Below are 14540 nucleotides of genomic sequence, written 5' to 3' on the forward strand. Positions count from 1 at the left end.
GGCTTGGCGCGGCGTGTACGGCGGGGTAGGCGAAGTCATGCGCCTGTTTTTGATCATTACCCTGACGATGTGTGCCTTTGCCGCGAACTCTGTGCTGACCCGCGCGGCAGTCGATGGCGGGCACCTTGGCCCGGCAGCCTTTGCCATCGTGCGAGTCTCGGCAGGTGCCATAACGCTGGGGGCGCTGGTGATGTGGCGCGGTGGGGCATTCCCGTTGATGCGCCCTGCGCGGCTGGTCGGCGCTTTCAGCCTGACCGTCTATATGGCGGGTTTCTCACTGGCATATCTGAGCCTTGATGCGGGGCTTGGGGCGCTGATCCTGTTCGGCGTCACTCAGATCACCATGTTTGCCCATTCCGCAATGACCGGACAGCGGCCTGACGTGCGGCAGATATCAGGCGCAGCTATCGCCTTTAGTGGTCTGGTTCTGGTTCTCTGGCCCGGTGCGGAAAGCTTCACTGATCCTTTCGGTGCGGGGCTGATGGTTTTGGCTGGACTGGGGTGGGCGGTCTATTCCATCGCGGGGCGTGGGGCGGCGGATCCACTTGCCGCCTCGGCTGCGAATTTCATTTTGTGTCTACCGCTGATCTGTCTGCTACTGGTGCTGACCGGGGTAGAAATGCAAGGTGACGCGACTGGCTTTCTGCTTGCTATTTTGTCTGGCGCGCTGACCTCCGGGTTGGGGTATGTGCTTTGGTATATGGTGCTGCGACAGATCACGGGCACCACGGCGGCTGTCGTGCAGCTGAGCGTGCCGGTCATCGCCATAGTCGCGGGCGCGCTGCTGCTCGGAGAGGCGGTCTCCTTCAAGGTGACCATCGCCGCGCTGTTGGTTCTTGGCGGCATTGGTTGGGCTGTTACGGCTAGGCGATGATTGGCTCCAGCGGATCGTACATCGGGGCGTCTGCATCCTGCCATGCCACTGCAGCAAGGCTGTCGGGCTTCACCCGCAAGGCATCCATCTCCGTCCGACTGACCCATCGGCGATTGGTCACAATCTTATCCACATCCTGCCAGTCGTGGTCCAGCGTTGCCTCTCCCACGAGGGTGCAGCGAAAGTAGACATCAACTTGGTGAAAGCTGCCGTTGGGGTCGTGAAATTCGTTCACAAGGCAGGGCGTCCCTACCACTATATTCAGGCCGGTTTCTTCAAAGACCTCGCGCGCCAGATTGTCGGGTAAGGCGCTGCCGCGTTCTACCCCGCCACCCGGTGCGCACATCAGGTCGCTCTTGCCTTCGGGCCATGCATTGACCAGCAGCAACCGGTCTTCGTGCATGATAATTGCGCGCACAGCGAGGCGTGGTGGCGTGCTGGGTGTCATTCGGGCGCTCCTTTTTCGGTGACGAAGCGTTGGGGGATTACAAGTGCGCGGATTGCCACTACATAGCGGGACATGAGACTGATTGCGATCATATGCGCCCTGTGGATGGCGGCAAGTACTGCTGAGGCGCGCTGTGTAGTACTGTTGCATGGGCTTGCGCGGACCGTGACGTCTTTTGCCCTGATGGAGGCCGCGCTGGAGGCGGAAGGCTGGCGTGTTGTGCGCCCCGGATATCCCTCTACCGAAGCACCTGTCGAAGAACTGACGCGCATCACGCTGCCAGACGCCGTTGCGGCCTGCGGGACCGCGAAAGTCGATTTCGTGACCCATTCCATGGGGGGCATCTTGCTGCGCCAATGGGTCGCCGAGGCGGGTGCTGACCGGATAGGCCGTGTTGTGATGTTGTCGCCGCCCAATCAAGGCAGCGAAGTGGTAGATACTCTGCGGGATGTCATTGCGTTTGACTGGATCAATGGGCCCGCGGGAATGCAGCTTGGCACGGGCGCGCAGTCATTGCCGCGCAGCTTGCCTCCGGTGAATTTTGAACTAGGGGTGATCGCGGGTTCCCAATCGCTCAATCCTTACTTCTCGTCGCTACTGCCCGGGCCGGATGACGGGAAGGTTTCGGTGAAATCGACGCGGGTTAGGGGGATGAAAACCCACCTTACGCTGCCCGTGACGCATACTTTTATGATGAACAATCCGCGCGTCATTGCGCAAACGGTGACGTTCCTCCGGACTGGCCGGTTTGATCCGGAGCTGACCCTTTTGGGCGCGGTGCTAGAGCAGTTGGGCTGCCCCGAAGCGGAATGTCTGCCCGGAATTGAGGGGTCGGATGTTAAACCTTGATTTTACTGGAGCTGAGGTGCTTGGCCCGTCAGGGCTGCACCGTGACGGGCTGTCCTTTGCGGACGGCGTGGTTGTGGATACGCCTGTCGGGCGTGCGGTGGATCTGTCTGGTTATCTGGTCTTACCAGGCATCGTAGACGTGCACGGTGACGGGTTTGAGCGACACCTTGCGCCACGCCGTGGTGCGATGAAACAAATGGCCGAAGGGCTGGTAGCTGTCGAGGCGGAACTGGCGGCCAATGGTATAACAACAGCCACTCTGGCGCAGTTTGTCAGTTGGGAAGGTGGCGTACGGAGTCTTGAATTCGCCGAGCAGGTGTTCAGTCATCTCCGGGATGTGGCCCCCAGTATGGTAACCGATTTACGCGGCCAGCTTCGCTTTGAAACCTATCAACTTGATCTGTTCGAGACGCTGCCTGAGCGGATGGCCGAATGGGGGCTTCGCTATATCGTGTTCAACGATCACCTCCCGCATGACCGTTTGCAGGATGGTCGACAGCCACGCAGGCTTGTTTCTCAGGCGCTGAAGGCGCGGCGCAGCCCGGAAAAACATCTTGCGATGATGCAGGCGATGGAGACGCGCCGCGAAGAAGTGCCCGCCGCCTTGGACGCGCTCTGCGCGCGGTTGGCCGCTGCGGGCATCACCATGGGAAGCCATGATGACAGCACTGCCGAGGGCCGTGCAGTTTGGGCATCCCGTGGCGTACGTGTGGCCGAATTCCCCGAGACGCTAGAGGCGGCAGAGGCCGCCGCAGAGCAGGGCGGCATCGTTGTGATGGGGTCGCCAAATGTGGTGCGGGGCGGGTCGCATAACCTCAACGTCTCAGCGGTTGATCTGATCGCGATGGGCTATTGTGATGCGCTCGCGTCCGATTACCACTATCCCAGCGCGCGGCGTGCAGCCCTGATGCTTTGGCAGAACGGCATGCGCCACCTCGCGGAGGCATGGAGCCTTGTCTCTGCCGGACCAGCGGCCGTGCTAGGATTGACAGACCGTGGCGTGCTAGAGGCGGGTAAGCGCGCGGACTTTGTCGTGCTTGAGCGCGAAAGCCTGCGCGTTGCTGCCACCTTCGTTCAAGGGCGCGTGAGCTATATGACCGGCGATGTGGCCGCTCGGTTTATGAGCTGACCACCCGCAATGGCGGCGGGGGTTCGCAAATAACGCACGTGTTTTAGGTGCGGCTTTTAATCCGGTTCACGTGACCCATCTTGCGGCCTTGCTTGGTCTCGACCTTGCCGTAAAGGTGAATGGCGCAGTTCGGCTCTTTTGCAAGGGCTGGGATTTTGTCGACATCATCGCCAATCAGATTCTCCATCACCACATCCGCAAAGCGGCTACCGTCGCCCAGCGGCCAGCCCGCGATGGCGCGGATGTGCTGTTCAAACTGGTCAACCGCGCAACCATTTTGCGTCCAGTGACCCGAGTTGTGCACACGCGGAGCGATCTCGTTCACGATCAGCCCCTCTGGGGTCACAAACAGTTCGACCCCCATCACACCAACATATTCAAGCGTGTTCAGAATTTTTGCGGCCAGCAGGACCGCATCCGTGCGCAGGCGGGCAGGGATGGTGGCCGGTACAGTAGTGGTGTGCAAGATGCCGTCGCGGTGGATGTTTTCACCGGGATCATAGCACGCGACTTCGCCCTGCGGATTGCGCGCGGCGATGATCGAAATCTCGGAAGCGAAATTCACAAAACCTTCCAAAACGGCGGGTGCTCCTGCCATATCAGCAATCGCGGTGGCCGCATCTTGAGACGACTTCAGGCGCGACTGGCCTTTGCCATCGTAGCCGAAGCGCCGTGTTTTCAGAATGGCGGGCGTGCCGATTTTGGTGATGGCCGCATCAAGACTGGCCGCATCCGTGATGTCGGCAAAGGGGGCAACCGTAAGGCCTATATCTTGGAGAAACGCCTTCTCCACCAGCCGGTCCTGGGATGTGCCAAGGGCGCGGCGGTTGGGATGGATCGGCGTGATCGCTTCGATAATATCGAGAGCCTCGGTCGGAATGTTCTCGAACTCGTAAGTCACCAGATCTACCGAGCGGGCAAAGGTCGTAAGCGCCTCTGCATCGTCATAACGTGCCGTCGTGACCGAGTGGGCAACATCTGCGGCCGGCGGATTAGCGCCCGGCTCATAAACATGGGTACGTAAACCCAGACGCGATGCCGCGGCTGATAGCATGCGGCCAAGCTGGCCACCGCCCAAAATACCAATGGTGGCGCCGGTGGGGAGAGGGTTAGTCATCAGTTGGCACTTCCGGAATAGAGGCAGAGAGGGCTGTGCGCCAAGCGTCCAAACGCTCGGCCAGTGCGGAGTCTTGCAGGGCAAGAATGCCTGCGGCCATCAGTGCTGCGTTGGCGGCACCGGCAGCGCCGATCGCCATGGTGGCAACAGGATATCCGCGCGGCATTTGCAAGATGGAATAAAGGCTGTCTACGCCTGACAAGGCTTTGGTCTGGACGGGGACGCCGATCACCGGCACGCGTGTTTTCGACGCCATCATACCGGGCAGATGCGCAGCACCGCCAGCCCCTGCGATAATGACCTGCAGCCCGCGATCCACAGCTGTTTTGCCATACTCCCACAGCCGGTCCGGCGTGCGATGCGCAGAGACAATCCGCGCCTCGAAGGGAATTCCAAGCTCGTCCAGAAGCGTGGCAGCTTCGCGCATGGTGGACCAATCTGATTGAGAGCCCATGATAATGCCGACAGGAGGGGTGCTCATAGCGCTTTGGCCTTTGCGTCAGGAGAAAGTAAGCGGTCACTATAGCCAATCGGCGCGGCGGGGCAATGCGGCGGGGTGGGCAAAATTTCAGCAGAAATTACATGGCCAATGCGTCGCGAAATCTAAGCGAGGCGGTCCGACTACGCGATAATATCCGGTGTCAGGCGGTCTGCAATTTGCGCAATCCGGTCTTTCAGGCGCAGTTTGCGCTTTTTGAGCCGCTGCAGTGTCAGTTGGTCAGCTGTTCCACGCTCGATCAAGGCGCGTATTGCATCGTCCAGATCGCGGTGCTCGTGACGGAATACTTCAAGCTCTACCCGCAGCACCTCGTCATTTTTCATGGACAGGTCTGATTGTTCGTTCATGGAGGCTCTGATTCTGGCTGATATTTAGACCTCGAAGCATATGCGTTAACCGCTGTTTCGCCTAGCCCTTGCGCTGCTTGCAACCAATTCCCATATTGATGGTGTGTCGTTGCCATTGCGGGACGGCACAGGACTGTCGCTTGAGATGATAAGGACGTGTCGCACATGACGAAACTAACGCTTGCCTCTTATCCCCATATGTTGGGATTTGAACAGCTGGAGCGCGTGCTGGAACGCAGCGCAAAAGCCGGAAATGAAGGCTATCCGCCTTTTAATATCGAACAAACCTCGGATCGGAGCTACCGCATAACGCTGGCTGTAGCCGGCTTCTCCGAGAATGACCTGTCAATCACCATTGAGGACCGTCAATTGGTTATCCGGGGACGGCAGAATGACGACAGCGACGGCCGCGTGTTCTTGCACCGCGGCATCGCAGGCCGCCAATTCCAGCGTAGTTTCGTGCTGGCTGACGGCGTTGAGGTAGGTGAGGCGCTGATGGAGAATGGTCTGCTGCATGTGGATTTGACCCAAGCCAAGCCTGAAACGGTCGTGCAGACGATCAACATTCGAAAGGGGTAAACCATGGGAAATAACGATATGACAGGACCAGTCGACCGGACGGTATACGTCAAGACAATCGCCGTGACCGATCTGCCCCGCGAAGTGCGTGATCAGGCAGAGGGGCTGGAACACCTTTACGCGGTGCATGATGCCGAAGGTCAGCAGCTTGCTTTGGTCGGTGATCGCAAGCTGGCGTTTGTGCTCGCGCGCGAGCATAACTACGCGCCTGTATTGGTACATTAAACCGGTTGACCGCACAGGTCAGTGAGAGATGCTAGGGGGGGGCGCAGAGGTGCGGCCCCTTTTTTTGTATCAAGGAGACCGCGATGTCATTTGAATTTGATTGGGTCGATGCCTTCTCGGATGTGGTATTTGGCGGCAACGGGTGTGCTGTGGTGCACGGTGGTGCAGGACACAGCGATGATGTTTGCATGGCTTACGTGCGCGAAACGTCTTTGGTTGAATGTACATTCACTGGCCCGTCCCAAGTGGCCGACATTCGTGTGCGGTATTTTCTGGCAAGCCGCGAAATTCCCTTTGCCGGTCACCCGACGGTGGCCACTGTGGTTGCAATGCGCCACCGCGGTATGATCGCAGATGGGCCGCTGGTGCTGGAAACTGAGGTAGGTCTTATACCGGTAGAGGTGCAGGGCGACCGCGTGACCATGACCCAGAACGCGCCTGTGTTTGGTGCGAAGGTAGATGCAGCTCTTGTCGCCGCAGTCGGAGGCCTTGAGGCCGCGGACATCCTGCATAGGCCGCAGATTGTTTCAACGGGACTGCCCTTCTGCATCACCGTCGTGAAAGACCGCGCCACGTTGGAGCGGGTGACGCTGGACTACGACGGGCTTGCCGCGTACGCCTCGGCGTTGGGTCATGACGCTTCGGATATTATGGAGCCGTTCTGGGTGTGTCTGGAGGGGGCGACAGAAAGCGGTGACACATTTAGCCGACTGCTTATCGCACCGCCCAGCCCACCTGAGGACCCCTTTACCGGCTCTGCAACTGGATGCATGGCAGCCTATCTCTGGGCGAATGGTTTGATTGATGCGCCAAATTTTAATGCAGAACAGGGACACGGTATGGGTCGAGCAGGGCAAGCACAGGTCGAAGTGCTGGGTCCACGAAATGCGATCACAGGCGTGAAAGTGTCGGGACAGGGCGCGCTGGTGATGTCGGGTGAAGTCTATCTGGGGTGAGGGCGGCCTTTTGATATACTGGGCAACAGAAAAATCCAGCTATCAACAGGCCATGACGGGGCTGGCAATAATGCTGGCTTCGCAATTCACTAGCCTCAGTCTGATCAGCCAATTGAGGGGGAAGACGCATAGGGTTGTGTCTGTCTTCTCCCCCAAATTTCGTCGGCCTTACTTGTAGCCAAACGCCTCATTGGGCACCGTGCTCAACTTGCCGCCTTCGGCTGCCCACTCCATTATCAGGCAGCTTCCACCCTTGCGCTGCCAGTAAAGCGCTTCAAGCTCGTACCATCCGGCTTTCGGGACATTCACTTCGACAGCGCCGATCGGGTCGCACGAGCGTTTCTCGTCTACCTTCGCGACCTCGCTGCCGCCGATGCTGAGTTCGAGCCCGTCGTTGGAATAGGTTTCAAGCGTGTAGGTACCTGCCGCGTCGAAGCGAATATAGCCTTTGATGCGGGCGGCCACCCGTGTTTCCTGCTCCGAAGTGAGCGCGTAAGGTTCGCTATTGGAACTCACATAATTCAACCCCACCAATGGTGGGCCTGACTTCGCCCCAATTCCCAGCGCGATATAGGCGTCGCGCAGTGACTTAACATCCCCAGGGAAGGCGTAATCAACAGCCAGCCCCGCGTTCACACTTTTAGGTTGCGGGTCCGCAGGTTTCAGTTTCAAGGGGCCCGCCACAACAGCGCCCGCAAAAAACGCTGCAAGCGCCGCTACTCCTGCTAACCGATGCATTTTCATCTTGGATCATCTCCCCATTGTTCTAGATCACAGCTTACGCAGCGCCGCGTCATGCGCAAGCCTCGTTTTGAGCAGTTGATATTTTAGATAGGCGCGGGAATGTGGCTTTAAGAGAGATCGCGCAGCCGACTACCGAGCGCGCGCGAGGTAAACTTCTGGCCGAAACTCTGTTGCCGTTTTGCGTGATGAAAAGGGTGTTTCATGCGGCCAGCGCCTTAGAAGCGGACCCGCGCGGCTCTAAAGAAATTACCCGCTCTCTTCCCGAAGGTTATTCAAGCGCGACATTGCCGACAGAATGGAGCCTTCTGGTTCCAGAGCACAAAGAGAATAGTAGTCGCAGGGCGGCGACGTGACTAATCCTGAGCGTTCGAGAACTCAGCTGTCAACTACTCCAATGGCTTGGGTCTACTTTGCGGGCTGAGTTGCCTCGGTTTCGCTAGAAATCTCGCAATTGATTGGGGTCAATTTTAACTCCTCAGGATCGGTGCAAATAAAGAACCACGGGTCAAACGGCTCGGATAAATTTGTCTCCATAAGGAGGTAGCAAATTGAAAGATCCCTGTTTTTCGACGCATTCGGATAGTTAAGTCCAATTGGCGGAAGTCTACCTTCAGTGTGGAAGCTCTTGGAGCCACTTTCCAGGCAAACAACCTAAATTGTTCGATCACCAGGTAGTTTTTATTCATACACTTAGCTTGGCCAGTTCTTTCAGCTCCAGCTTGCAATTTCCGGCACGGAAGTCACTGAAGTTTTGGCCTCAAGCCTGAAATTCCCCGCAGGTGTGAACGCAAAAGGCCAGCCTCGTAAGGCTGGCCCATGCTTCGGTGATTAGAGGCGCTATCAGCCTTTGATCAGGCCCATGCTTTCGAGCTTGAGCAGCACTTGGTGCGCGCAGTTGTCGACATCTACGTTTTCGGTCTCGACGCTCAATTCCGGATTTTGGGGCACATCGTAAGGATCGGAGATGCCTGTGAATTCCTTGATCTTGCCTTCGCGCGCCAGTTTGTAGAGACCCTTGCGGTCGCGGCGCTCGCATTCCTCGATCGAGGTCGCGACGTGAACTTCGACAAAAGCACCAAAAGCTTCGACATCCTCGCGTACCGCGCGGCGAGTAGTGGCATAGGGCGCGATGGGTGCACAGATCGCGATGCCGCCGTTTTTGGTGATCTCGGAGGCAACATAACCAATGCGTCGGATGTTCAAATCGCGGTGTTCTTTGCTGAAGCCCAGCTCGGAGCTGAGGTTCTTGCGGACGATGTCACCATCGAGCAGGGTCACAGGGCGGCCGCCTTGTTCCATCAGCTTGACCATCAGCGCGTTTGCGATGGTGGATTTTCCAGAGCCCGAGAAGCCGGTGAAAAACACTGTAAAGCCTTGGCTGGCGCGTGGCGGCTTAGTGCGGCGCAGTTCTTTGACCACTTCGGGGAAGGAGAACCACTCAGGGATTTCCAGACCTTCTTGTAGACGGCGGCGCAGCTCGGTGCCGGAGATGTTCAGGATGGTGACGTCATCTTTGTCTTTGATCTCGTCCATGGCTTCGTACTGCGCGCGTTCCTGCACCCAGACCATGTGTTTGAAATCGACCATCTCGATGCCCATTTCCTCCTGATGCGTGCGGAACAGGTCCTGCGCATCATAGGCACCATAGAAATCTTCGCCCTTGGAGTTGTTGCCGGGGCCTGCGTGGTCGCGACCTACGATGAAGTGGGTGCAGCCGTGGTTCTTGCGGATCAGGCCGTGCCAAACAGCCTCACGCGGGCCAGCCATGCGCATGGCGAGGTTCAGCAGCGACATGGACGTCGTGGCTTGCGGGTACTGATCCAGCACTGCCTCGTAGCAACGTACGCGGGTGAAGTGATCTACGTCGCCTGGTTTCGTCAGGCCGACAACGGGATGGATCAGTAGGTTGGCTTGGGATTCGCGGGCCGCACGGAAGGTCAGTTCCTGATGCGCGCGGTGCAGCGGGTTGCGTGTTTGGAACGCAACAACTTTGCGCCAGCCCATTTTGCGGAAGTATGCGCGCAGTTCGTTTGGCGTGTCGCGGCGTGCTTTGAAGTCATAGTGAACAGGTTGTTGGATGCCTGTTATCGGGCCGCCCAGGTATACTTTGCCTGCCTGATTGTGCAGGTAGTTCACGGCTGGGTGCGCATCATCATCCGCGCCGAATACTTTCTCGGCTTCGAGCGCTTTGTTTGGCACCCAGCTGTCGGTGACGGTCATGGTGGCGAGGATCACGCCTTCCTGATCGCGAAGGGCAATGTCCTGACCGATTTCGAGCTTAACGGAGAACTCTTCGGAAACGTCCAGAGTGATGGGTATAGGCCACAGGCTGCCATCCGCAAGCCGCATGTCCTCTACGACGCCTTCATAGTCGGCCTGGCTGAGGAAGCCTTTAAGCGGGTTGAAGCCGCCATTCATCAAAAGCTCAAGATCACAGATTTGGCGGGGCGTCAGATCGTGGCTGACCAGATCGGCCGCTTCAACCTTCAGCTTTTGTGCTGAATCATATGAAACGTAAAGTTCGGGAATGGGGGAAAGGTTGTGTTCCATCAGTTTGGTCCTGTTATTGAAGGGCGTCACGCCCGATGTCGTGCCGGTCAGCTCTGCATGCAAAGCGTCGTATTCCATTAATTTTCTGGTTAGAAATTGATCGGTGAGGCGGTTTTTCTCCGCCGCGCCGCGCGAAGTGATCGAATAAGTATAACGTGCGCGTTTATCGGGGCCTGCGCGTTCGCTGATTTTCACCAGACCCATATCAGTGGCTGTACGCAGCAGCGCGTTCAGCCGACCCAGTGAAATGCCAATAGCAGCAGCCATCCCGCGTTGAGACATGTCATGCGATAGGTCCAACTGTCGCAGCAGTCGGAACATCTGGTCCTCCTGCTCGGAGGTTATTTTTTCGGGCGACATGGCCATTGATGACGACTCACGTATTGTTCACGCGTGAACGCATAGGGCAGAAGGTGCGTTCATCAAAGAACAAACGTTCTGCCCTGCTGACCTTGGGTCTATTGTGGGAGTTTGGCAACAGCCACCTGCGTCGCGACAGGCGGGATCAGTCAGCGCTTTCCAGCGCGGTGATCATATCGACCCGCGTTGCATGACGCCCGCCTTCGAATTCCGCGTCCAGAAACGCATCAACGATATCGATCGCCAGACCCGCTCCGATCACGCGCGCACCCATAGAGAGCATGTTGGCGTCATTGTGCTGTCGTATCATCCGCGCCGAGAAGGTGTCAGAGCATACACCGCAGCGGATGCCATCCACTTTGTTCGCGGCCATCATGATGCCTTGGCCGGTGCCGCACAGGATAACCCCCAGCGCACAATCGCCCGAAGCGACACGGCGTGCAGCGGCCTCACCGTGCTTGGGGTAGTCGGTGCTTTCTGCGGTCGTAGGGCCGATATCGACCACTTCCCACCCGCGCTCGGCGATGTGGGAGGCGATCATCTGGCGCATGGTGATGTCGGCGTGGTCACTTGATACGACGATGCGTTTGTTGGCTGTCATAGTATTCGTCCCGCTGTAAGAGGTGGTTAAGCCTAATCTTCGACTTCTGCGAGAAACCGTTCGGCTTCCAATGCAGCCATACAGCCCATACCTGCGCTGGTGACGGCCTGACGGTATTTATGGTCGGTCAGATCGCCCGCCGCAAACACACCGGGGATCGAGGTTTCGGTGCTGTCAGGCTTGGTCACAACGTAGCCGCCCATATGAGTCTCAAGCGTGTCTTTCACCAGCTCGTTCGCAGGCGCGTGGCCGATGGCGACAAAAACGCCCTTGCAGGGAATGTCGGTGATCTCACCTGTTGTGGTGTGCTTGACCTTGATGCCTTCAACGCCGAGCGGGCTGTCGGTGCCATAAACCTCTTCAAGCTGGTGGAACCACAGGGGCTCGATCTTCGAGTTCTTCATCAACCGGTCGATCAGGATCTTCTCTGCGCGCAGCTCATCACGGCGGTGGATCAGAGTAACCTTGGAGGCGAAGTTGGTCAGGAACAGTGCCTCTTCTACGGCTGTGTTGCCGCCGCCAATGACCACGATCTCCTGACCGCGGTAGAAAAAGCCGTCACAGGTGGCGCATGCGGATACGCCAAAACCCTTGAACTTCTCTTCTGATTCAAGCCCCAGCCATTTAGCGCGTGCACCTGTGGCAAGGATCACCGCGTCCGCCACATAAGTGGTGCCGCTGTCGCCTATGGCGGTGAAGGGGCGCTTACTCAGGTCCAGATCGGTGATGATGTCGCCGATAATTTCTGTGCCCATTTTGCGCGCATGCTCTTCCATGCGGATCATCAGGTTGGGGCCTTGTACCTCGGCGTCGCCGGGCCAGTTTTCAACTTCCGTGGTGGTGGTCAGCTGGCCGCCGGGCTCAATCCCTTGCACAAGGATCGGGTCCAGCATCGCACGGCTGGCATAGACGCCGGCTGTGTATCCTGCGGGGCCGGAGCCAATGATCAAAAGCTTGGTTTTGCGTGTCTCGGCCATGGTGTGCTCTTCTCTGCATGAATCTGTGTTGGCTGGGATATATACCCGCCATCAGAAGTCTTAAACCCCTGTGCGGGCCAGTGAAGCCACGCAAGGCGCTGATCATTCGATTGAGCCGGTAAATGCGCCTCATGGACGCCGCCATTTCTGCGGGACGCATTTCTAATCTTGCGCGAGCGTGAAACAATATTGCGTGTGACTGTGTTATCTGTATAACAATCGCAAATTCACTGGGGGATATATGGCTGGTACGCGACTTGATCCGATTGATCGGAAAATCTTGGCCGAGTTGCAGGCTGACGGGCGAATGACCAATGTCGAATTGGCCAAACGTGTCGGTATCTCTGCGCCGCCGTGCTTGCGCCGTGTGCGTGCGTTGGAAGAGCAAGGGTATATCCGAGGATATCACGCCGATGTAGATGCGCGCGAACTGGGGTTCGAGGTGCAGGTATTTGCGATGGTCGGGCTGAGCAGTCAGGCAGAATTTGATCTGTCAGCGTTCGAAGATCGCTGCCGCGCATGGCCCTTGGTGCGCGAGTGTCACATGCTCAATGGTGAAGTGGATTTCATGCTCAAATGCGTGGCCCCTGATTTGTCGAGCTTTCAAAGCTTTTTGACAGGGGAGCTTTTGACGGCATCGAATGTGGCCAGCGTGAAGACCTCATTGGTAATACGGAACGCCAAGGATGATCCCGGCGTCCCGTTTGACGTTTTGGAGGAACGTTTGAGCATAAAGGCCTGATACCTGTCCGCTCTGAGAGGATTAGTGTCGGTCCAGATCGGGAACCCGTGGGTGCGCCAGCGGGCCGAAGTCAGACAAATGGCTGATGCGCGGGAACAGCGAAATAAAGCGGTCGCGGAGTGAATGGCTTACTTCGCGTGGCGCGTTTGCGCCGGGATGGAAAGTCTCCATTTCAATCCCATCCACGTTGATCACCGCATGACGTGACAAGCAAATGTGGAACATCCGTGTTGCTGTGGGCGGTGTGATCTCGATCACATTCACGCCATCTACCAGCTTGTTCGCAAGCGTCAGCAGTTGGCGCCCATCGGCAATGCCGCGCAGGGCGGGGGGCGTGTGCAAGATGCGCGCACCGGGACCCACGGTAAGCGATCTCTCGGGGCGTGAGTCACCCAAAGCGTCGGGCATGATACGTACAAGCGGGGTGCGCTTGCCAGCATCTGCAGGGCTAAAGGTCGAAGTGCCGATCCAAGTTAGTTCAGCCGCTACGCCAGTGCTTGTGTGAACCATGTCACCGGGTTGCAAATCTTCTATGGCGATCAGGCCCATCGTGGTTTTCACCAGACTGCCGTGCGTCATTGCCGAGAATGCGTCCTCAAACAACGGTATCGCAGGTGCTGTGCTTTGACCGATATAAAGCGAGCCGTCTTCGCGCAGGGCGGCGACTTCGTAGGTGCGCTTTGGCATCTGTGCGGCCGCCGTCGGATCAGCGGCCGATCGTGGCATGGAAGACGTCATCATTCCGTACCCTATTTTACGCGCTGCAGGATGAGCGGCAGTTAGATTGGCAGTCAGTGTCATGCGAGTCACCTGTTTGGTTTGTCACATCCTTCGTCGGCCCCCACCGACAACGACGGAAATAACGGTTGGGCTATTTCGTGTCTTTCGTGAGACCTAATTCGCCTTGTTTGCGGCTGATTGTCAAAGGTTGCATGACATTTAGCAAGTCCGAGGCATCAATCACTATAATTTGAGTGGTTTTGTTTCTTCTTTGGCTTGGGGTGTTGCCACATTCCGGCCTTGAATCAAAAACCCCTCCCTGCGAATCAACGCAGGAAGGGGAAAGAGGATGCAGGCCTTACGAGGGGAAAAGTGAAGGCCCGCGACCGGGGGAAAGGGGTCAGGCGCTTTTGCGCTTGGGCTCTTGTGCAAGGCGGCGCTTGGCACTGAATGCAGCGCGACGGCTGCCGCGGGCCCACGGCATCACCGTATCATTTTCAGCGGCGGCTTTTGTGATCGACTTGATGAAGCGTGCGTTGGTTTTCATGGCTCTGGTCCTCGGTGTCAGTTTGTTTTGGGGCGTTGCCCTAGCTTGAGACTGAATATGAAGGGCCAATCTGGCTGGTTTTGGGCATTTCACAAAAATCATCGGAAAATTTGAACTGATTGCGCCGCAGAATAAGGCGGCACTGCCATATTCACGCAAAGCGAATAAAAGCAGATATTATCGTACTGATTGTGCGCTTCAGGGCAACAATGGGGCCGATTGTTTCCAAGCTTCCCGATCGCAATTCGGGCACCGGTGGGGCTCATGTTGCCCCAT

17 protein-coding genes are annotated in these 14540 nt (G+C 57.5%); 7 read left to right on the forward strand and 10 right to left on the reverse strand.

Annotation, left to right across the window (positions count from 1 at the left end; translation table 11 throughout):
* Positions 1–37: 37 nt before the first annotated feature.
* Positions 38–874, forward strand: coding sequence for a DMT family transporter (locus V7730_RS02825; protein WP_335746072.1), 837 nt, complete (start codon positions 38–40; stop codon positions 872–874).
* Here V7730_RS02825 and V7730_RS02830 read toward each other — a convergent pair.
* A complete protein-coding gene (locus V7730_RS02830) occupies positions 864–1322 on the reverse strand; it encodes an NUDIX hydrolase (RefSeq protein WP_335746073.1) in 459 nt (152 codons plus the stop codon). The genes V7730_RS02825 and V7730_RS02830 overlap by 11 nt on opposite strands.
* Positions 1323–1394: 72 nt before the next feature.
* Here V7730_RS02830 and V7730_RS02835 point away from each other — a divergent pair, with 72 nt between their 5' ends.
* Together V7730_RS02835 and V7730_RS02840 are read left to right on the forward strand one after the other, a co-directional pair.
* Positions 1395–2171 (forward strand): alpha/beta fold hydrolase, encoded by a 777-nt coding sequence (locus V7730_RS02835; protein WP_335746074.1) that lies wholly within the window; start codon positions 1395–1397, stop codon positions 2169–2171.
* The gene (locus V7730_RS02840; RefSeq protein WP_335746075.1) at positions 2158–3300 is read left to right on the forward strand and encodes an alpha-D-ribose 1-methylphosphonate 5-triphosphate diphosphatase; all 1143 of its coding nucleotides are present in this window, start codon (positions 2158–2160) and stop codon (positions 3298–3300) included. The genes V7730_RS02835 and V7730_RS02840 overlap by 14 nt, the downstream gene beginning before the upstream one ends.
* Positions 3301–3343: 43 nt before the next feature.
* Here V7730_RS02840 and V7730_RS02845 read toward each other — a convergent pair whose 3' ends face one another.
* The 3 genes from V7730_RS02845 to V7730_RS02855 form a co-directional block, all read right to left on the reverse strand.
* Positions 3344–4417 (reverse strand): 5-(carboxyamino)imidazole ribonucleotide synthase, encoded by a 1074-nt coding sequence (locus V7730_RS02845; protein WP_335746076.1) that lies wholly within the window; start codon positions 4415–4417, stop codon positions 3344–3346.
* Positions 4410–4898 carry a 5-(carboxyamino)imidazole ribonucleotide mutase gene (gene purE, locus V7730_RS02850; protein WP_335746077.1) on the reverse strand — a complete coding sequence of 163 codons (489 nt, stop codon included), beginning with the start codon at positions 4896–4898 and terminating at the stop codon, positions 4410–4412. The genes V7730_RS02845 and purE overlap by 8 nt, the downstream gene beginning before the upstream one ends.
* 140 nt (positions 4899–5038) lie before the next feature.
* Entirely contained in the window at positions 5039–5263 is a 225-nt protein-coding gene (locus tag V7730_RS02855; protein WP_335746078.1) for a YdcH family protein, read from the reverse strand.
* 165 nt (positions 5264–5428) lie between these two features.
* Between V7730_RS02855 and V7730_RS02860 the strand changes: the two genes are divergently transcribed.
* From V7730_RS02860 to V7730_RS02870, 3 genes are all read left to right on the forward strand, one after another.
* Positions 5429–5842: an Hsp20 family protein gene (locus V7730_RS02860; protein ID WP_335746079.1), complete on the forward strand. Its 414-nt coding sequence runs from the start codon at positions 5429–5431 to the stop codon at positions 5840–5842.
* 3 nt (positions 5843–5845) lie between these two features.
* On the forward strand, positions 5846–6067 hold the full coding sequence (locus V7730_RS02865) for a DUF1150 family protein (RefSeq protein ID WP_335746080.1): 222 nt from the start codon (positions 5846–5848) through the stop codon (positions 6065–6067).
* An 83-nt stretch (positions 6068–6150) separates the two neighbouring features.
* Complete coding sequence (locus V7730_RS02870; RefSeq protein WP_335746081.1) at positions 6151–7023, forward strand: PhzF family phenazine biosynthesis protein; 873 nt, start codon at positions 6151–6153, stop codon at positions 7021–7023.
* Between the two features lie 168 nt (positions 7024–7191).
* Here V7730_RS02870 and V7730_RS02875 read toward each other — a convergent pair whose 3' ends face one another.
* From V7730_RS02875 to trxB, 4 genes are all read right to left on the reverse strand, one after another.
* On the reverse strand, positions 7192–7695 hold the full coding sequence (locus V7730_RS02875) for a PA14 domain-containing protein (protein ID WP_335746082.1): 504 nt from the start codon (positions 7693–7695) through the stop codon (positions 7192–7194).
* Between the two features lie 912 nt (positions 7696–8607).
* The gene (locus V7730_RS02880) at positions 8608–10638 is read right to left on the reverse strand and encodes a bifunctional sulfate adenylyltransferase/adenylylsulfate kinase (RefSeq protein WP_443070179.1); all 2031 of its coding nucleotides are present in this window, start codon (positions 10636–10638) and stop codon (positions 8608–8610) included.
* A 184-nt stretch (positions 10639–10822) separates the two neighbouring features.
* Positions 10823–11278, reverse strand: coding sequence for a ribose 5-phosphate isomerase B (gene rpiB / locus V7730_RS02885; RefSeq protein WP_335746084.1), 456 nt, complete (start codon positions 11276–11278; stop codon positions 10823–10825).
* Positions 11279–11310: 32 nt separating this feature from the next.
* Complete coding sequence (trxB, locus tag V7730_RS02890) at positions 11311–12255, reverse strand: thioredoxin-disulfide reductase (protein ID WP_335746085.1); 945 nt, start codon at positions 12253–12255, stop codon at positions 11311–11313.
* A gap of 241 nt (positions 12256–12496) precedes the next feature.
* Between trxB and V7730_RS02895 the strand changes: the two genes are divergently transcribed.
* A complete protein-coding gene (locus V7730_RS02895) occupies positions 12497–12997 on the forward strand; it encodes an Lrp/AsnC family transcriptional regulator (protein ID WP_335746086.1) in 501 nt (166 codons plus the stop codon).
* A gap of 21 nt (positions 12998–13018) precedes the next feature.
* Here the strand turns inward: V7730_RS02895 and V7730_RS02900 are convergent, their stop codons facing one another.
* Positions 13019–13798: a Hint domain-containing protein gene (locus V7730_RS02900; protein WP_335746087.1), complete on the reverse strand. Its 780-nt coding sequence runs from the start codon at positions 13796–13798 to the stop codon at positions 13019–13021.
* A 319-nt stretch (positions 13799–14117) separates the two neighbouring features.
* Entirely contained in the window at positions 14118–14264 is a 147-nt protein-coding gene (locus V7730_RS02905) for a hypothetical protein (RefSeq protein WP_335746088.1), read from the reverse strand.
* Positions 14265–14540: the final 276 nt, after the last annotated feature.

The sequence above is a fragment of the Sulfitobacter sp. genome, from assembly GCF_036961165.1.
Lineage (GTDB): Bacteria > Pseudomonadota > Alphaproteobacteria > Rhodobacterales > Rhodobacteraceae > Sulfitobacter.